The 18,419-nt window shown below is 40.4% G+C and carries 15 protein-coding genes; 12 read left to right on the top strand and 3 right to left on the bottom strand.

Translation table 11 applies throughout. From position 1 onward, the window contains the following. Positions 1-33 precede the first annotated feature (33 nt). The 6 genes from V3I05_RS06040 (at position 34) to V3I05_RS06065 (ending at position 5,446) form a co-directional block, all read left to right on the top strand. Complete coding sequence (locus V3I05_RS06040) at positions 34-1,881, top strand: hypothetical protein (protein WP_343352969.1); 1,848 nt, start codon at positions 34-36, stop codon at positions 1,879-1,881. Next, positions 1,878-2,492: a guanylate kinase gene (gene gmk, locus V3I05_RS06045; RefSeq protein WP_300447216.1), complete on the top strand. Its 615-nt coding sequence runs from the start codon at positions 1,878-1,880 to the stop codon at positions 2,490-2,492. Before V3I05_RS06040 ends, gmk begins: the two co-directional genes overlap by 4 nt. 75 nt (positions 2,493-2,567) lie before the next feature. Next, positions 2,568-2,813, top strand: a complete 246-nt coding sequence (locus tag V3I05_RS06050; protein ID WP_295698801.1) for a twin-arginine translocase TatA/TatE family subunit — start codon at positions 2,568-2,570, stop codon at positions 2,811-2,813. Beyond that, positions 2,813-4,408 carry an arginine--tRNA ligase gene (gene argS / locus V3I05_RS06055; RefSeq protein WP_343352970.1) on the top strand — a complete coding sequence of 532 codons (1,596 nt, stop codon included), beginning with the start codon at positions 2,813-2,815 and terminating at the stop codon, positions 4,406-4,408. The genes V3I05_RS06050 and argS overlap by 1 nt, the downstream gene beginning before the upstream one ends. Positions 4,409-4,417: 9 nt before the next feature. Continuing rightward, positions 4,418-5,119, top strand: coding sequence for an AzlC family ABC transporter permease (locus tag V3I05_RS06060; protein WP_295698798.1), 702 nt, complete (start codon positions 4,418-4,420; stop codon positions 5,117-5,119). Positions 5,120-5,188: 69 nt separating this feature from the next. Beyond that, positions 5,189-5,446, top strand: coding sequence for a branched-chain amino acid transporter permease (locus tag V3I05_RS06065; RefSeq protein ID WP_300449644.1), 258 nt, complete (start codon positions 5,189-5,191; stop codon positions 5,444-5,446). Positions 5,447-5,753: 307 nt separating this feature from the next. On the opposite strand, the gene prfB is transcribed toward V3I05_RS06065, so the two are convergent. Next, entirely contained in the window at positions 5,754-6,851 is a 1,098-nt protein-coding gene (gene prfB, locus V3I05_RS06070; protein WP_295698794.1) for a peptide chain release factor 2, read from the bottom strand. Between the two features lie 239 nt (positions 6,852-7,090). Between prfB and V3I05_RS06075 the strand changes: the two genes are divergently transcribed. From V3I05_RS06075 to V3I05_RS06100, 6 genes are all read left to right on the top strand, one after another. Next, on the top strand, positions 7,091-8,785 hold the full coding sequence (locus V3I05_RS06075; RefSeq protein WP_343352972.1) for an acetolactate synthase large subunit: 1,695 nt from the start codon (positions 7,091-7,093) through the stop codon (positions 8,783-8,785). 18 nt (positions 8,786-8,803) lie between these two features. Then, on the top strand, positions 8,804-9,286 hold the full coding sequence (ilvN, locus tag V3I05_RS06080) for an acetolactate synthase small subunit (RefSeq protein WP_295698791.1): 483 nt from the start codon (positions 8,804-8,806) through the stop codon (positions 9,284-9,286). Between the two features lie 26 nt (positions 9,287-9,312). After that, entirely contained in the window at positions 9,313-10,116 is an 804-nt protein-coding gene (locus V3I05_RS06085) for a pyridoxine 5'-phosphate synthase (RefSeq protein WP_300447207.1), read from the top strand. Next, complete coding sequence (pdxA, locus tag V3I05_RS06090) at positions 10,104-11,030, top strand: 4-hydroxythreonine-4-phosphate dehydrogenase (protein ID WP_300447204.1); 927 nt, start codon at positions 10,104-10,106, stop codon at positions 11,028-11,030. Before V3I05_RS06085 ends, pdxA begins: the two co-directional genes overlap by 13 nt. A gap of 219 nt (positions 11,031-11,249) precedes the next feature. After that, the gene (gene glmS, locus V3I05_RS06095; RefSeq protein ID WP_300447203.1) at positions 11,250-13,046 is read left to right on the top strand and encodes a glutamine--fructose-6-phosphate transaminase (isomerizing); all 1,797 of its coding nucleotides are present in this window, start codon (positions 11,250-11,252) and stop codon (positions 13,044-13,046) included. A gap of 120 nt (positions 13,047-13,166) precedes the next feature. Beyond that, positions 13,167-14,741, top strand: a complete 1,575-nt coding sequence (locus tag V3I05_RS06100; RefSeq protein ID WP_343352973.1) for a glycosyltransferase family 2 protein — start codon at positions 13,167-13,169, stop codon at positions 14,739-14,741. Between the two features lie 43 nt (positions 14,742-14,784). On the opposite strand, the gene V3I05_RS06105 is transcribed toward V3I05_RS06100, so the two are convergent. Next, positions 14,785-15,927 (bottom strand): glycosyltransferase, encoded by a 1,143-nt coding sequence (locus V3I05_RS06105; RefSeq protein WP_343352975.1) that lies wholly within the window; start codon positions 15,925-15,927, stop codon positions 14,785-14,787. 524 nt (positions 15,928-16,451) lie between these two features. Continuing rightward, complete coding sequence (locus V3I05_RS06110) at positions 16,452-18,257, bottom strand: phosphoethanolamine transferase (RefSeq protein ID WP_343352977.1); 1,806 nt, start codon at positions 18,255-18,257, stop codon at positions 16,452-16,454. Positions 18,258-18,419 lie beyond the last annotated feature (162 nt).

Here is an 18,419-nt window from a genome sequence, read left to right on the forward strand (position 1 = left end):
TATCACAAAAAAAGCAATAAAACGGGAGCTTCTATGAAATTTTTGCTCATTAACACCAATCAAATCGTCCAAAAGCTTGTAGAAATCACAGCTAAAAAGGCAGGCGTAGAGCTTAAGATTATTACAGAATCAAGCCAATTAAAAGATTTAAAATATGATTATGCTATCGTTGATGATGATTGTCTTTTGCTTGATAAAACTACTTATCTTGAAGCTCTCAAAGACACACGCAAATGCCTTGTTTATAATAAAGGCGCCAAACGTATTGATGGATTTGATGATTATGTGCAAAAGCCTTTTTTGCCTACAACTATCCTTGAGATTATCACCTCACAGTTAAGTTGTAATGTGCATATAGATGATGGTGCTCATAATGTATCTCATCAGGCAAGTGCTGATATTACGCTCAATACTCTTGATGATGATTTAAACAAAATCGATTCGCTTCTTGCAGATTCTGATGATTTGCTTCTGCCAAATGAAGAAAGCCCCGCTGAAGAAACACTCACAGAATCGCTTGATATACTAGGTAATACTACAAACACTTTAGAAGAAGCAGGCACTGCTGAAAATGAGGGGCTTGATATTGAAAATTTAAGTAATGAGGTATCAAATACCTCATTAGAAGATACAGAACTTGATCTAAGCAGCCTAGATGAGCTTGATAATATAAGCGATGATATAGCATTAGATACAAACCTAGATACAAATGAGGAGACAGAAGCAAAGGAAGAGAGCACAGATGTGCTTGATTTAGAATCTTCTACAATGGAAAATATAGCCCTAGATGAAAGCTTAGATAACTTAGATGAAGAAGCATTAGAAAAAGAAACAGATGCAACAATAGATGAGGAAAAAGTAGGGAAAGATGGAGACGAGAGTTTAGATGATATTGCCTTAGATGTGGAGGATAACCAGAAATTAAAAAAAGTAGAGGATAGTCAATTAGCACCAAACAATGAGCAAAGCGAGGAAACAATGGCAGACATTACAGAATCAAGCCCTGATAATATCGAGGATATGACCGAAATGGCGCAAGATGACACCGCTCAAACAGAATCAAGTGAGAGCCTAGATGAGCTTGATAATATAAGCGATGATATAGCATTAGATACAAACCTAGATACAAATGAGGAGACAGAAGCAAAGGAAGAGAGCACAGATGTGCTTGATTTAGAATCTTCTACAATGGAAAATATAGCCCTAGATGAAAGCTTAGATAACTTAGATGAAGAAGCATTAGAAAAAGAAACAGATGCAACAATAGATGAGGAAAAAGTAGGGAAAGATGGAGACGAGAGTTTAGATGATGTGAGCGCGGATACAGAGGATATGGACATCAATAATATATTAGGACAAACCCAGCCCAATGAAGAACTTTTAGGAGATGGGGATTTCACAAATGACTTGCTCAATGATGTGGAGAGTATTCCGCTTGATGACGTCCTATCAAGTGAATCTACCAATGAACCTGTGCTTGATAAAGAGCAAATCAATGAGGTGAGCCTAGCCCTTAATGCCCTTGATAGCGCTGTGCCAAATAATGAACTAGAGGATTTTAGCTCGCTTAAAGAGCCAGAAGTTGCTTTTGCCTTAGGTGAGGAGCTTGATTTTCCCCAAGAGGAAGACATTGAAGAGCCCATTGGGGAAGAATTCGCAGATTTTGAATCCTCTCTCACAGAAGCCCAAGATGAAGCTATCGCTCCCGCACAGCCTCAAGCTCAATCTAAAGAGGCTGCCTCATCACAAGAATTTGTTAAAAACATTATCACAAATTCTGTCCAAAGTAGCATTTCTAGCCTGCAAGCTGATGATTTCAAATCTATGCTTGATGGACTAGAAGTAACCATCAACATCAGCTTTAAAGATAAAAATAAATGAATAAGGGAGCGGTGCTTATCATATCAGGACCAAGTGGCTGTGGGAAAAGCACCCTCACAAAAGCCCTAATGGAATCTATCCCCGATATATACTTTTCTATCTCCACTACCACCCGCACTAAGCGCGATGGCGAGGTCGATGGAGTGCATTATCACTTTGTGAGTAAAGAGCAGTTTTTAGCAGATATTAAACACAATGTATTTTTAGAATGGGCGGAGGTACATACAAACTTTTATGGTACCTCTTTAAAACCTGTGCAAGAAGCTCTCTCGCGAGATAAAATCGTGCTTTTTGATGTCGATGTGCAAGGACATCAAAGCATTAAAGCACATTTTGGGGACTTTGCTAAATCTATTTTCATTACCACGAAAAACAAGCAGATTCTTAAAAATCGCCTCATAGAGCGAAAAACTGATGATATGCAGATGATAGAATACCGCCTCGAAAAGGCTTATAATGAAATGCGGCATTTGCAACACTTTGATTATGTGCTGATTAATGATGATTTACAGAGCGCCACACAAGCTATTATCGCCATCACTCGCTCACTCAAATATCAGCAGATTGATAGATTTAGCGAGATTATCCACCAATGGCAGAATGAGGCTTAAGCACGATTTATATGCATTTAGCATATACTTGTACTCTTTTGATATAATACTTATATTTCTTATAAAGGAGATTCTATGACACCCCCTAGCATTTGGCAATTACTGATTGTCTTACTTATAGTTGTTTTACTTTTTGGTGCGAAAAAGATTCCCGAACTTGCTAAGGGCTTGGGCAGTGGGATTAAAAACTTTAAAAAAGCCATAAAAGAAGATGAGGAGGAAGCTGCTAATAACGATACAAATACGCAAAATGCTTCCATTAAACAAACTCAAGCAAAAGAAGAAAGTGCAAAAGAGACTACCACAAAGCAAGAGGCTTAATGTATTCACATATTAAATGCATACTTGCTAAGAGCTGTGGAATAGATGATGAGGGTGTTTCTATTGTCTTAGAGAAGCCTAAAAATAAGGATTTAGGGCATTTTGCTACGCCTCTTGCCTTCAGCTTAGCAAAAGTAAAAAAGACAAATCCTATCCATCTAGCCCAAGACATTGCTCAAGCATTATCGCAAGATGCAGCGTTTGAAAGGGTAGAAGCCCTCAATGGATTTGTGAATCTTACACTCTCTCACGCATTCTTACATCAACAAGCAAAGCTTTATCTCACGCAACCTGTACAGAATCCAGCCTCAAAAGAGCGCATTCTCATTGAATTTGTAAGCGCGAACCCTACAGGACCGCTACATATAGGACACGCACGAGGGGCGGTATATGGGGATTGCCTCACGCGTGTAGGGCGATTTCTAGGCTATGAGATAGATACAGAATATTATATCAATGATGCGGGAGCGCAGATTGATATGCTAGGGCTTTCAATCCTCCTTGCAGCGCAAGAGCATATTTTAGGGCAGGAGGTAAGCTATCCGGAGAGCTATTATAGGGGCGAGTATATCATCAATTTAGCCAAAGAGTGCGAAAAGCACTTTGGAAAGGATATATTTAAAAGTGAAGATTCTATCCCCACATTGGCGGATTTTGGCAAGAATGCGATGCTAGAAGAGATTAAGGCAAATCTTGCATTGCTTGGTATAAGCTTTGATAACTTTGTGAGTGAAAAAGTCCTCTATGCGCAATGGCAGGCCACATTAAATAGCCTCAAAGCACATCAGGGCATTTACGAGAGTGAGGGCAAAGTATGGATAGCTTCCTCTCAACTTAGCGATGAGAAAGACCGCGTTTTAGTGCGTGAAAATGGCGAACCGACCTATCTAGCTGGAGATATTATCTACCATAGAGATAAGTTTATGCGGGATTTTACGCATTATATTAATATTTGGGGTGCAGACCATCACGGCTATATTGCACGTGTGAAGGCAGCTATTCACTTTTTAGGTTATGATGAGGGCAAGCTTGAAGTGCTTTTGTCTCAAATGGTGAGTCTTCTCAAAGGCGGAGAACCTTACAAAATGAGTAAGCGCGCGGGTAATTTTATCCTTCTTAAAGATGTGGTAGCAGATATCGGGGCGGACGCTCTGCGCTTTATTTTCCTCTCTAAAAAGCCCGATACACATCTAGAATTTGATGTCAATGACCTAAACAAGCAGGATTCTAGCAATCCTGTGTATTATATCAATTATGCCAATGCGCGAATCCACACGATATTTGAAAAGGCAGGGATTGTAATGGGTGACCTACCCTTAAAAGATAGCCTCAACCTCAATGATGATGCAAAGGCGCTTTTGTTTGAAGCCCTTTGTCTCCCTCAAATGATAGAATCTAGCTTCCGCGATAGAGAGATTCAAAAAATATGCGAATATCTTAAAAGTCTCGCTGCGAGTCTGCACGGATTCTATAATGCGCATAAAATCCTGCAAACTCTACAGCAAGATGATTATCTCTATGTGCTTAAAGTTGTTAGCCATAGCCTCACGCTTGGGCTAAAGCTGCTCGGGATCAGCGCGAAAACAAAAATGTAGCAAATTTTTATGCTGCCCCCTAGCCCCTCCTGCATTATCCCTGCACTAAAAGACGCCTTCCCGCATACGATACCCATTATGCTTGGCTATGTTTTTATGGGTGCTGTGTTTGGAATCTTGCTACAAAAATCCGGCTTTAATGCACTTTGGGCGTTTGCTATGGCGATTGTTATTTATGGTGGCACGACACAATTTATCGCTGTTGGGCTTATGGCAAATGGTGTGGGGCTATGGGAGAGCTTCTTGCTTGTATCAATGATTAATGCACGTCAAATTTTTTACTCTATCAGTATGCTGGAGCGTTTTAAACAAATGGGTAAAAAATCTTACTATATGATTTATTCCTTAACCGATGAGACTTTAGCACTTTTAAATCTTAAGACACCAAAGGTGGGAGTGGATAGGCAATGGTTTGATTTCTTTATCTCGTTTTTGAATCAATGCTATTGGGTGGTGGGCTGCACTCTTTGGGCATTATTGAGTGAATATCTTCACTTTGAGCCTAAGGGCTTAGAATTTGTGATGAGTGCGATTTTTGTTGTGATTTTTATCGAGCAATGGCGTAATAAGGCTATGCGCACTCCAGCACTTATTGGTATTATCATAAGCCTTGTGTGTCTATGTATCTTTGGTTCGGGGCATTTCTTGCTTCCTGCGTTGTTAGGAATCTGCATTGTGCTAAGCCTTAGGAGGAAGTCCCTTGTTGCCTGAAATCTATCATTCTATGTTGCTTGTTGCGCTCATTGGGCTAAATACCGCCTTGAGCAGATTCCTGCCATTTTGGATTTTGCTAAATCTACTCCTGCGTATATTGTCTTTTTAGGCAAAGTGCTGCCAAGTGCGATTATTGCTATGCTGATTGTGTATTGCCTTAAGGATACGGATTTAAGCCAATATCCCTATGGGCTAAATGAGATTGTCGCCGTATGTGTGGTGGTAGGCATACATACTGCTTTTAAGATTCCCGTGCTAAGCATTATCTGCGGGACTATTACTTATATGCTTCTTGTGCAAAGTGATATATTAAATCTATTGTGAGGAAAATGTAGAGATTTTGCTCAAATTTATGGTTTTTTGATACTTATTAAGCAAACCATCACTTCAAACGAATGCGGGATTCTCTTGTTTCTTTTTTATAAAGGGCGAGTAGGTAATCTGGCGAAAAGCTTAAATGCGCAAGTATTGGCTAGTGCTAAAATACAAGTTGAAATTAGCTTGGCAATATATACCTCGCTCACCCTTGTAAAAAGCAAAAAACTAAATCCTTAAAGCATATTGCTAGAAAGATTCAAAAACCTCAAAACAGGATAAATTATTATCAAATGGCACTTGAAAAAGGTTTTGTTTAAGCTTGTGTATGCTGGTGGATAAGCACAGATTCTATAAGCGCATCAATATCTCCATCAAGCACACCATTAGTATCACTTGTAGCGTAATTACTGCGTAAATCTTTGACTTGCTGATAGGGGGCAAGGACATAGGAGCGGATTTGATGTCCCCAGCCGATTTCACTTTTATCCGTAGCGCTGCTCCGCGCCATTTTCTGCATTTCTAGCTCATAGAGCTTGGATTTAAGCATTTTAATGGCAGTGGCTTTGTTTTTATGCTGACTTCTATCGTTTTGGCATTGCACGACTATGCCGGTGGGGAAATGCGTGATTCTAATAGCAGATTCTGTTTTGTTTACGTGCTGTCCTCCTGCACCGCTCGCGCGATACGTATCTATGCGAATGTCTTTATCCTCGATGTCAATTTGTATATCATCATCTAGCTCGGGACTTACCTGCACACTTGCAAAGCTCGTATGCCGCTTGGCATTGGCATCAAATGGGGAGATTCTTACCAATCTATGCACGCCATTTTCCGCCTTTGCATAGCCATAGGCATTTTCACCTTTTATAATAAACGCCGCACCCTTGATTCCCGCTTCTTCACCATCTTGCAAATCAAGTAGCTCAACTTTGAATCCTCTCCTTTCACCCCAACGCAAATACATACGATAGAGTATACTCGCCCAATCCTGCGACTCCGTCCCACCTGCACCGGGCTGAATGGTAATAATCGCATTTGAACCATCGTTCTCCCCGCTCAACATCACTTGTATTTCATTTTTTTGTATATGTTCTTGTAGGGCAGAGGCGGATTCAAAAAGTAGCTCTAATGTAGCAGAATCTGCTTCGTTTGTAGCGATTTCATAGAGTTCTTGTGCGTCATCAAGCTCTTGCTTCATTGCGTTAAAACTGCCCAAGATTCTCTCATATTTGCGCTTTTGCTTGGCTGCTTCCGCTGCTTTTTGTGCGTCTTTCCAAAAGCTCTCATCACTTTGCAAAGATTCAATCTTATCTAGCTCTGTTTGCATTGCTTGAGGATTGAGAATCTTTGCGATATTCTCGCATTTTGTGTGTAAAGTCTTTAGCAATTCACCATATTCATAAGAATCCATATCTACCCCTTAAGCTTAAAACCCACAATTGTAGCACATATTGATATATCATAAAAAACCCTTGAAATTATAATCATATATTGAGGAGTTGAACCCTCGCTGTATTATTTGCAAGCATAAAATATTCTCAAAGTTTAATAATTTTTAAGAAAATAAAATTCGCAAAATCACTAAGTAGATTTTTAATAAAATTAGGTATTATGTAGCTTTTTCAACAATGAAGGATAAGGGGGTTTTTTATGAATCAGCTAACAGGCGCACAAATGGTGATTGAAGCCTTGCATTTAGAGGGCGTTAAAGTCATATTTGGCTATCCCGGTGGTGCCGTTTTACATATTTATGATGAAATCTACAAGCAACAATATTTTAATCATATTTTAGCGCGGCACGAGCAAGGTGCGGTGCATGCAGCCGATGGATATGCACGTAGTAGTGGAGAAGTGGGCGTGGCTATCATTACTTCAGGTCCGGGCTTTACAAACGCTATTACCGGCATCGCTACTGCCTATACAGATTCTATCCCGCTAGTAGTTATTAGCGGACAAGTGCCTATCACGCAAATTGGCACAGACGCATTTCAGGAGATTGACGCAGTGGGGATTTCACGCCCTTGCACGAAGCATAATTTCCTTGTGCGGCATATTACCGAGCTTCCTAGAATCTTGAAAGAAGCCTTTTATATCGCTAAAAGTGGGCGTCAGGGTCCCGTGCTGGTGGATATTCCAAAGGATATTACAGGCACATTAGGAGAATTTACCTATCCAAATAGTATTACATTGCAAAGTTATAAGCCCACGATTAAGGGCAATCCTCGTCAAATCAAAAAGCTTTGTGAAGCCCTTATATGCGCTAAAAAGCCGCTTTTGTATATCGGGGGCGGGGCGATTCTCTCTAATGCGGGTGAAGATGTGCGGGAGTTAGCCCATCGCACAGGGATTCCCTGTGTGGAGACACTCCTTGCGCGTGGGGTGTTAGCGCATAATGATGAGAATCTACTAGGAATGCTAGGAATGCACGGCAGCTATGCGGCGAATATGGCAGTGAGTGAGTGCGACTTGCTCGTGTGCTTGGGCGCGAGGTTTGATGATAGGGTAACAGGTAGATTAAGCGATTTTGCTAAGGGTGCGAAAATCGCGCATATTGATATTGATCCTAGCTCTATTGGCAAGATTGTAAGCGTGGATTTCCCCATAGTTGGGGATTTGAAGCATATATTAGCCGATATGATGATTGAGCTTAGTACATACAATAGTGAGCATATCGCCGAGTGGAAGGCGTATTTGCACACTTTAGCAAAGCAAAATCCGCTCACTTATACGGGTAGCACAGATTCTATCAAGCCTCAATGGGTCGTGCAAAAAATCGGCGAAATGCTAGGCGATAAGGCGATAATTACCACTGATGTGGGGCAGCATCAAATGTGGGCGGCGCAATTCTATCCCTTTAGCTTCCCACGTCAATTCCTCACAAGCGGCGGACTTGGCACGATGGGCTATGGGCTACCTGCGGCACTTGGGGCAAAACTCGCCCGTGAGGATAAGCATATTATCAATATTACAGGCGATGGCTCGATTTTAATGAATATCCAAGAGCTAATGACTTGCGTGGAGTATAATATCCCCCTTGTGAGCGTGATTTTGAATAATAATTACTTAGGTATGGTGCGGCAATGGCAGAGCTTCTTTTATGATAATCGCTTCTCCCACGTAGATTTAAGTATGCAGCCTGATTTTATTAAGCTTATAGAATCTTTTGGCGGTGTGGGTTTTAGAGTAGAGTGCAAAGAGACATTTGAAAATGCTTTAAAACAAGCCCTAGCAGCAAAAAAAGTAGCTTTTATTGAGGTGATAGTAGATAGGCACGAAGATGTGCTGCCTATGGTGCCAACGGGCGGGGCGTTGCACGAGATGATACTTCATAAAAAACAAAAATAGTTCTAAAGGGAGCAAATAATGGAAACAAAGCACAAAGAGCTTAAAAAAAGCATTTGTATTAATGTGATTAATGAGCATAGCGTTTTAGCGCGGATTTCAGGGCTTTTTTCAGCAAGGGGCTATAATATAGAATCTTTGACTACTGCACCTATCCCTAATACTAATCTCTCGCGCATTACAATTGTAACACAAGGTTCAGCCGTGGTGATAGAGCAGATTATTAAGCAGCTTCATAAGCTTATCCCTGTGGTGAGTGTGGTTTCAAACGATGATTTGCTTGAGAAAGAAGCCGTGTTAGTAAAGATTCCTTTAAGTGAGCGTTTAGCAGATATAGAAGTGCTATGCAAGGCGTATAATGGCAAAATTGTTAATGCTAATGAAAAATACATCATCGTTATTGCCACAGACAAGCCCAATGCCATTAGCCAATTTATTGCTGCGATAAAAACTTTCAACCCTAAAGAGATTATCCGCAGTGGCGTGATTGCGATGGAAAAATAATAAACGATAGAATCTAAGGAGCATTTATGAGGGTAAAATTAGGTGTGAATATCGACCATATCGCTACTTTGCGCGAGGCAAGGGCAATTTATGAGCCAGATGTGCTGGAGGCAGTATTTGTGGCAAAAAATGCCGGGGCGAACCAAATCACCTTACATTTGCGCGAGGACAGGCGGCATATTCACGATAGCGATGTGAAGCGCATTGTCCAATCAAGCCCCCTGCCTGTCAATATAGAATCCGCCCTTGATGAGAAAATTATCGATTATCTTTGTGCCTTAAAGCCACATCGCATTACGCTTGTGCCGGAAAAAAGAGAGGAGATTACCACAGAGGGCGGCTTAGATATAGAAGCACATTATAATAGCATACGCGAGAGTATAAAAGCCTTTGAATCTGTAGGGATTGCAAGTGCCCTTTTTATCGACCCAAAAAAAGAATCTATTTTTTTAGCGCGTGAGCTAGGGGCAAATGCCGTAGAGCTACACACGGGCAGATATGCTAATCTGCACCTTATGGCTTATAGCAATCTCGCTCACACACATCATTGTATCGCAGATATAAATCTCCCTAGAAATGAGCTGTTTAATGAAATTCGCATTAGCCTAGAGAATATCGCTCATTGTGCGATTCTAGCGACTTCTAGCGCGGAGGTGCGCACTATGGAGTGCTTTGCTGGACACGGATTAAACTATCAAAATGTTGGGGCTATTACGGCTATTCCGCATATCAGTGAGCTTAATATCGGGCATAGCATTATCGCAAGGGCAGTATTTGTAGGGCTCGAACGTGCCATCATACAGATGAGAGAAGCAATGTGTCAAAAATAGCCATTAGCATTGGTGATGTCAATGGCATAGGGCTTGAAATTGCCCTAAAAGCACATCAATATATTGCACAATGGTGTGAGCCGCTCTATTGTGTGCATAGAGATGTGTTAGAATCTGCAGGAGTACTTTTAAAATGCCCTGTATCTTTGGATATGGCTTGTGTGGGAGATTTTACATATCATTTAGAACATCTGATTGAGCCAAGTTGCATAAGCGCACAAAGCGGAAAATATAGCTATGAGAGCTTTATGCAGGGTGTGAAACTTGCTCAAAGTGGAGAGTGCGAGGCTTTAGTAACGCTCCCTATCCATAAAAAAGCGTGGCAAAAGGCAGGAATAACATATATCGGGCATACACACGCGCTTTCATCATATTTTCAAACGCAAGGCATTATGATGTTAGGCTGTCCATCGCTCTTTGTCGCACTTTTTACCGACCATATTGCCTTAAATGAAGTCAGTCAATGTGTGAATAAGGAGAGTGTGAAAGAGTTTTTATTACGTTTTGCTAGGGCAGTGAAACTGAGTGAAACTTGCTGTGTGCTGGGGCTTAATCCGCATTGTGGCGACGAGGGCGTGATGGGTAATGAGGATAGTCTCATTACTCTAGCCGTGCAGGAGGCAAATGCGGAGCTAGGCAAGGAGATATTTTTTGGTGCATATCCTGCCGATAGTGCTTTTTCGCCTTTAAATCGCGCTAGATTCCGCTATTTTGTGAGTATGTATCACGATGTGGGATTAGCTCCCCTAAAGGCACTTTATTTTGAGGAGAGCATTAATGTGAGTTTAAATCTCCCTATTTTACGCACTTCAGTAGATCACGGCGTGGCGTATGATAAGGCGTATAAGCAAGATTCTAAAGTGAGCTTACAAAGCTATCTTAACGCAGTCAAATATGCTTTAGATAGGGCTTAAATGGAGTTTGCTATGCCTTTATTCTTACTTTATGCTTATCCACCCTCGCAAATTCTATAAGGCATTTAGCTTAGATAATCCTAAGGGCATAGTCTAATATTCATAATTCCCACGATAAGAGATTTGTTTATAGCAATTTGTGCTTGTGTAAAAAGCTATGAATAATTTTATAGTAAAATGCGGAAAGTTTCGTAACTCACTCTCTAAAAAGGAAATCTTATGTGTGGAATCGTAGGCTATATTGGCAATAATGAGAAAAAGCAAATCCTTCTTAATGGTTTAAAGGAGTTAGAATATCGTGGCTATGATAGTGCGGGGATTGCCGTGCTAAGCCAAGATGAACTATATACTTTTCGTGCTGTGGGGAAAATCGAAGCTTTAGAATCAAAATGTAAAGATTTTAGCTCTAGCAATTTTGGCGTGGCTATTGGGCATACGCGCTGGGCGACACACGGCAAACCTACTGAAGCTAACGCCCACCCACATATCGCTGCCTTTAGCAATGTCGTGCATAATGGAATCATTGAAAACTACCAAGAAATCAAACAAGATTTAGAATCTAAGGGGCATTGCTTCCTTTCTCAAACCGATACAGAAGTTATCGTGCATTTGTTCGAAGAGCAGCTTAAAGATACGGCTGATTGCCTTAAAGCTTTTGAGGCGAGTATTGCCAAGCTTAAGGGGGCGTTTGCGATTTTGCTTATTACTAAAAAAGCCCCTGATTGTATTTTCTATGCGAAAAATGGCTCACCTCTTATCATTGGTAAAAGCGCGACACATACAGAGGAAATTTATTTTGCAAGCTCTGATGCACCTTTGATTGGGCTTGTGGATAAGGTCGTGTATTTAGAAGATGGTGATATGGGTGTGATGAAAATGGGTGCATTTAGCTCACTTAAAGGGGCTAAAAAGCTGGAAGGCACGAAGTCTTATGCACAAAAAGAGGGCTATCGCTACTTTATGGAAAAAGAGATTTATGAACAGCATAAAGTCCTGCTTGAAACGATGATGGGGCGCGTAAGTGAGGGGGATATAATCCTTGATGAGATAGAACCTCACTTTTTTGATGATATTACAAGCATTAGCATTTGTGCGTGTGGGACAAGCTACCACGCGGGATTAGGCGCAAAGTATCTCTTTGAGCGATTGGCAAAAATCAAAACAAATGTGCTTATTGCAAGTGAGTTTCGCTACGCACAGCCGGTAATGAATAAAAATGAGCTTTTTATTGTGATTTCTCAAAGTGGAGAGACGGCTGATACGCTAGAGGCTCTCAAACTTGCTAAGAAAAATGGCTTAAAAAGCCTTGCTATTTGCAATGTCGATAATAGCTCTATTGTGAGGGAATCTCATATTTCTTTGCTCACACGTGCTGGGATTGAAAAGGGCGTGGCAAGCACAAAAGCCTTCGCCACGCAAATAATGTTGCTGTGGATTCTAAGCGTGTATATAGGTAAGCTCCGTGGGCATATCGCGCCCGATAGCTTAAAATCGCATATTACCCAAATGATAAATGCAGCAAAAATCACAGAGGTAGATTCTCATATACACGAACATATCAAACGCTTATCTAAGCGATATTTGCACGGACACGGATTTTTCTTTATTGGACGCGATATTTTCTATCCTCTTGCGTTAGAGGGGGCATTGAAGCTTAAAGAGATTAGCTATCTCCACGCAGAGGGCTATCCTAGTGGAGAAATGAAGCACGGACCTATTGCCTTAGCTGATGCAGAGCTTTTCACCCTCGCGCTTATGCCTAGACACCTACTTTTTGATAAGATTAAGAGCAATGTAGAGGAGCTAAGTGCGCGTGATGCAACTATTTGTGCGGTGAGTAGTGAGGCAATTAAGGGTGTTGATGATATGATTTTGATTCCACATACGCAAAGCTATATGGAGGAATTTTTTGTAATGATGGTGGCATTGCAACTCTTTGCGCTAGAAATTGCCGTGCGTTTAGGCAATGATGTGGATATGCCTCGCAATTTAGCTAAAAGTGTCACGGTAGAATAGCCTTTGATTTTTGCGCTTATAGCCTTGCATAAGAGTATTGCGCCACAATTTTAGCTAAGCCATCATAAATAAAACTTTGCTACAATATCCTCTTACAATCCCACATTAAAGTTTGCTTAAATGAAACCACTTCCCATAAGTGTAACAATCCTTGTCAAAAACGCTGAATATACGCTCAAAGAGTGCTTAGAATCTCTGCAAGGCTTTGATGATATAGTCCTCCTTGATAATGGCAGCACGGATAGGACGCTTGAGATTGCAAAAGCATTTAGTAATGTGCAGATTCATCAAAGCGAGTTTATCGGCTTTGGGGCATTGAAAAACCTAGCTATAAGCTATGCTAAGCATAGTTGGATACTTAGCATTGATAGCGATGAAGTGCTAGAATCCCACACTTTTGAGATTATAGAATCAATGCAAGATTCTATGCAGGAGCATTGTATCTACGCCTTGCCACGTAAGAATCTTTACAATGGCGAGTGGATTAAGGCGTGTGGGTGGTATCCAGACTATGTGTGGCGGCTCTTTCACAAAGGATTCACAGCCTTTAATGACAATATTGTGCATGAAAGCGTGATAATCCCTCAAAACGCGCAAAAAGTGCATTTGCAAAGTGGCATAAAGCACTATGCGTATGATAATATCGCGCATTTACTTGATAAATTACAGCGATACTCTAGTCTTTGGGCGGAGCAAAATATACATAAAAAATCAAGCCCATTAAAAGCCCTTATTCACGGCTTTTGGACATTCTTTCGTAATTATTTTTTCAACAAGGGTATATTGTATGGCTATAAGGGCTTTGTGATTAGTGTCTGCAATGGTTTGGGGAGTTTTTTCAAATATATGAAGCTCTATGAATTGCAACAAGATACGCCCCCCCCCCAATTATGCTCGCTTATCGTCACCACTTATAACGCTAAAGAAGCCCTCAAAATTGTCTTAGATTCTATCAAACATCTTGTCTACTTGCCTACTGAAGTGCTTATCGCCGATGATGGCAGCACTGAGGATACAAAAGCCCTTATAGAATCCTATCAAGCCCATTTCCCCTGCCCTCTAAGGCATATTTGGCACGCAGATAAAGGCTTCCGCCTAAGTGCAATCCGCAATCGCGCTATAAATGCCGCACGTGGCGAGTATATCATTATCCTAGATGGCGATATGATAGTTAATCCTCATTTTGTGAAAGACCATTTACGCTATGCTAAAAGAGGTGTGTTTTTGCAAGGCTCTCGCGTGATTTTAGATGAGAAAACCACACAGGAGATTCTCACAAATAAGGCGGAGAATGCCTTTGAGAATGCCTTTAGATATGGGGGATTTAAGGCAAAACGCTCTGCTTTGCTCTCTCAAATGGTATTTGCCACTTCGCGCATTAGAGCTTGCTTTTTTGATACAAAAGACTTTATTAAGGGCATTCGCGGGTGTAATATGAGCTTTTATAAGAGTGATTGTGTGGCGATAAATGGCTTTAATGAGGCGTTTGAGGGCTGGGGGAGGGAAGATTCCGAATTTGTGGCGAGATTTTTATTTAATGGTGGGGAATTGCGGCGGCTCAAATTTGCTGGTATCGCCTATCATCTCTATCACCCTGAAAGCACCCGCACAATGCTAGAATCTAATCACAATATCTATCTTAAAACTATCGCGGCAAAAAGTCGCTTTTGCACTTTAGGGCTTAAAAAAGATTAAAAGCCTATAAGCATTCACAAAGGCGCACAAAACTTATAGGGCGCTACCCTTGCAAAAGCCCCTCTAGCTGCTTAATGCTCCTAGCCACATCAAAAGATTGAGAATGTGCCAATGCTTGAGCGGCAAACTTCTCCCTTGTATCCTTTGCATTATACATCGCTTCCATTACTTGGGTTAGGGCATAGGCATTTTTACTCTCAAAGAACATTCCGCACTCGCCTAGATTCTCATTATACAAAATCTCCTTGCTCGTGGGAATATCACTTGCGATGATGGGCTTACCTAGCACACAGGATTCTGCTAAAACTAACCCATAGCCCTCAAAATATGAAGCAAGCACCATCACATCACATATTTTCATAAAGGGATAAGGATTGCTATGGAAGCCTAGAAAGCGCACATTGCTGACATTTTGAGCCGCTAATATAGAATCTAATTCTTTTTTGTATCGCTCACCCTCACCAAGCAGCCATATCTCGTAGTTATAGCCCTTGTCTTGCAGGATTTTATTCGCCTCTAAAAGTGTGATAAGCCCCTTTTGGTATGTGAGTCTCCCTACTTGCATAAAGACAAAGTTATCCTTTTGAATATCGTGCGCGAGAGATTTTTGCATAATGCCATCTTTATCAATGGGATTATAAATCACCTCGATATGCTTATGTGAAAGCTGAGGATAAAGCTTAAGGAGGGAATCTTTGACATAATTGCTCACACAAATAATGCTATCAAGCCTGAGATATGCCTCAAGCTCGGCTTTATCGCGTTTGCCCTCTCTCATTTCATTTAGGGCAATGTGAATATAGCCTATCTTTTTGCCGCCTTGCTTTTGAGAAATATATATCGTGCTGATACCCTCCAAAAAGCCGATATTGACATCATATTGTTCTTTGATGAAATAATTAATTAATGTAGGATTGCGTAGCACACGTCTTTTCCAAAATTTATTTAAGAATCGCACTTTGCCAAAAATATGGGGAAATGTAAAAACTTTGTGGAGATGTTCCTCACACCAATGCAGATACGTATCTTGCTTTTTCTTTTCAATTAAGAATAAATCTATATCGCTTTTAGGGTTTATATCCCCCCCCCCCATTTGACTTTCTCTTAGCCAATAGGATAGAAAGTCTATAAGCACTCTCTCTGCTCCGCCCCCGCCAATGCCTAGATTACAAATGAGTATTTTCATACCTGCGCTCCTTAAGATAAAATAAAGCCACATCATAAAATATCAATATTTAAAAAAAGATTATGCTAAGCAAAAGGCTTCAATCTTTTATGACTCAAAGCTTTTGGGGTGTTTCTTTTGACTTATTGATTTTGCGTTTTTAGCGTTTGTGATAAGGGAGTGAAATTGATGGGTTTTGCTTGATATTTAGTATCTCAAAAGATATTTTTATCTTAATACTTTTAGATTCTTTATTTATTGCAAAAAGATGAAATCCTGTAAGGACAAAAAAAGGTTTCCCTCTCCCTAGCCCAAAAAAGAATAAAGCCTCCGCTTTTTACCTTTACAGGATTACATCTTTTTGCAATCAGGGAGAGAGCCTCACCCTATCCACACTTGCAACATCGGCGGAGGTGAGAGGTATATCCTCGAAACTGCCCTCTTTTTTCCAGATGTTTTGCATCACGATAGCTAAGCGAGAAAGCGGATAGAAATCAACTTATAAAACCCATATTTTGAGCTCATTACATAACCTTAAAGCTCTGCTATTGTCTGCATAGCCCTTGTTCTATATAGCTTTGCTGGGATTTTAAATCCTTATCATAATCTTTGACATTGTCTTTTGCTCCCACTTTACGCGCTCTTTTGTTTAAAAATGTCTTATTGCTACTTATTATGCTCCTTTGAGGCTCATAGCCTTTCAATGTGATACCTGCTATATCAAGCAATGTGTGGATCAAATCATCGCTCATATAGCGTTGATTCTGTGCTTTTTGCAGTTTTTTATATAATGCTGGGTGCTTTTGTATAAAGGTATCGCTCACATAGATGATAAAGGGAATTTCCACCATAAAACGAGAGATTTTAGAATCACTATGCCCGATAAAATTTCTAAAATCATACACTTCCTCGCCGTGATCGCTAAAATATAGCACAAGGCTATCACTCGTAGCAAATCGCTTAATGATTTCACTTAAGATAAAATCGCCATAAAGCGTGGCATTATCATAGTGCATATTCTCCTCTATACTGCCACCACTGATAGAATCTCCGCTATTATGCTGCGTGCAAAGCATATCCTGCTGGGTGAAATGCGCAAACTCAAGCGGATAGCGATTATAATATTTTGCGTGATTGCCCATCAAATGCAGGGCATAAAAATGCTGCTTAGAGTCTGCATAGGCTGGCTGCTTCAAGCTCTCATCAAGCAATTCTAAAATGCTCTCATCAAACTTAGTCGTGCTCATTTTGTCATTGATATTCACAAATTCCACTTCATTGGCGCGTTTAAGGATACTTGCTGCAGCATTACCAAAGAGAGATACGGGCTCTTGATTAGAAATACTAAAAGTATGATAGCCTCCTAGTTTGAAAGCATCGATGATATTAAGAGATTCATACCAAGGTTTTATTGTCTGCTTTGCTTTTGTGTTTGTAGTAGGGATTCCTTGTGAATCTTGATTAGCTAGGGTAAGGGAGAGGGAGAGGGATTCGTGAGTTTGAGCGTGAGGGGAGATAACATCATTAAAAATAAGGAGATTCTTAGGATTATTTGTTTTTAGAGTATTTAATAATGGTGTAGTAGGCAATGGATAACCATAAAGGCTAAGTTTGTTTCTTTGGGTGGATTCTCCTATGACGAGCACGATATTTTCTATATGATTTTTTGCTTTTTTGACTTGGAGTTGTGCAGAGAGGGATTCAAACTTGGCATTGAGGGTTTTGTATTCCTCCATAAAGGTATAGGTGCTATGCAGGGCGCGGTAAATCTGTCTGGTGTAGTTATAGAGCATATCGTGCCAATCCTCATTGAGTGGCTTTGTGTGTGTAAGTGCCATACTAAGGAGGATTCCAATGCTTACAATAAGCCATATAAGAATGCCCTTTATCCTCCTACGCGTTTGTTGAATAGGCTTAATACACCGCCATAGCACAGCACACACAAGAGTGAAACACACATACAGCACACATAGCCCTACACTCACATAGTTATGGAGAAATTCCGCGCTCTCCTGCGGATTAGTTTCTAATGCGACAATGACAAGATAGGAATTGAGATTAGTATCAAATGTATAGAGTAAAAATACATCAATAATAAAGCACACAAGGCTTATGCTAAATATAATCCAAGCTATTGCTTTGCCAAGAGAGTGCGGAAGCAAAGAGAGAATCCAAAAGATGCAAAAATAGCTCACACAAAGTAATAACTCGCGATAAAAAAACGAGCTAAACCAGTATAAATCCCAATGTTTGGTATAGACATAATATTGCGAGCCAAGCAAAATAATGGTATTAAGTAGGATTAAAATAATGCAGATTCTTAAAAGTGTGAGATTATCTAAAAGCTTCATTAGAGTCTCCAAATAATGATTTTATTTCCATAGCACAAATAAGGCAAAGCGATTAAGATAGATTGTAGCCAAACAAACAAAAAGGCGAGTTAATTAATCAATATAAAAGAGCTTTTAGATATAAATGAGGCTATACTAATCGCTTTTTAAATTTAAGGCGGT

Source organism: Helicobacter mastomyrinus (assembly GCF_039555295.1).
Classification (GTDB): Bacteria; Campylobacterota; Campylobacteria; order Campylobacterales; family Helicobacteraceae; genus Helicobacter_C; species Helicobacter_C mastomyrinus.

What these genes read in the sequence shown, in the direction of transcription:
- glmS (WP_300447203.1), top strand. Translation starts at nt 11,250, where the DNA reads ATGTGTGGAATCGTAGGCTATATTGGCAATAATGAGAAAAAGCAAATC.
- V3I05_RS06085 (WP_300447207.1), top strand. Translation starts at nt 9,313, where the DNA reads ATGAGGGTAAAATTAGGTGTGAATATCGACCATATCGCTACTTTGCGC.
- argS (WP_343352970.1), top strand. Translation starts at nt 2,813, where the DNA reads ATGTATTCACATATTAAATGCATACTTGCTAAGAGCTGTGGAATAGAT.
- V3I05_RS06100 (WP_343352973.1), top strand. Translation starts at nt 13,167, where the DNA reads ATGAAACCACTTCCCATAAGTGTAACAATCCTTGTCAAAAACGCTGAA.
- V3I05_RS06040 (WP_343352969.1), top strand. Translation starts at nt 34, where the DNA reads ATGAAATTTTTGCTCATTAACACCAATCAAATCGTCCAAAAGCTTGTA.
- V3I05_RS06050 (WP_295698801.1), top strand. Translation starts at nt 2,568, where the DNA reads ATGACACCCCCTAGCATTTGGCAATTACTGATTGTCTTACTTATAGTT.
- ilvN (WP_295698791.1), top strand. Translation starts at nt 8,804, where the DNA reads ATGGAAACAAAGCACAAAGAGCTTAAAAAAAGCATTTGTATTAATGTG.
- gmk (WP_300447216.1), top strand. Translation starts at nt 1,878, where the DNA reads ATGAATAAGGGAGCGGTGCTTATCATATCAGGACCAAGTGGCTGTGGG.
- V3I05_RS06105 (WP_343352975.1), bottom strand. Translation starts at nt 15,927, where the DNA reads ATGAAAATACTCATTTGTAATCTAGGCATTGGCGGGGGCGGAGCAGAG.
- V3I05_RS06110 (WP_343352977.1), bottom strand. Translation starts at nt 18,257, where the DNA reads ATGAAGCTTTTAGATAATCTCACACTTTTAAGAATCTGCATTATTTTA.
- V3I05_RS06060 (WP_295698798.1), top strand. Translation starts at nt 4,418, where the DNA reads ATGCTGCCCCCTAGCCCCTCCTGCATTATCCCTGCACTAAAAGACGCC.
- V3I05_RS06075 (WP_343352972.1), top strand. Translation starts at nt 7,091, where the DNA reads ATGAATCAGCTAACAGGCGCACAAATGGTGATTGAAGCCTTGCATTTA.
- prfB (WP_295698794.1), bottom strand. Translation starts at nt 6,851, where the DNA reads ATGGATTCTTATGAATATGGTGAATTGCTAAAGACTTTACACACAAAA.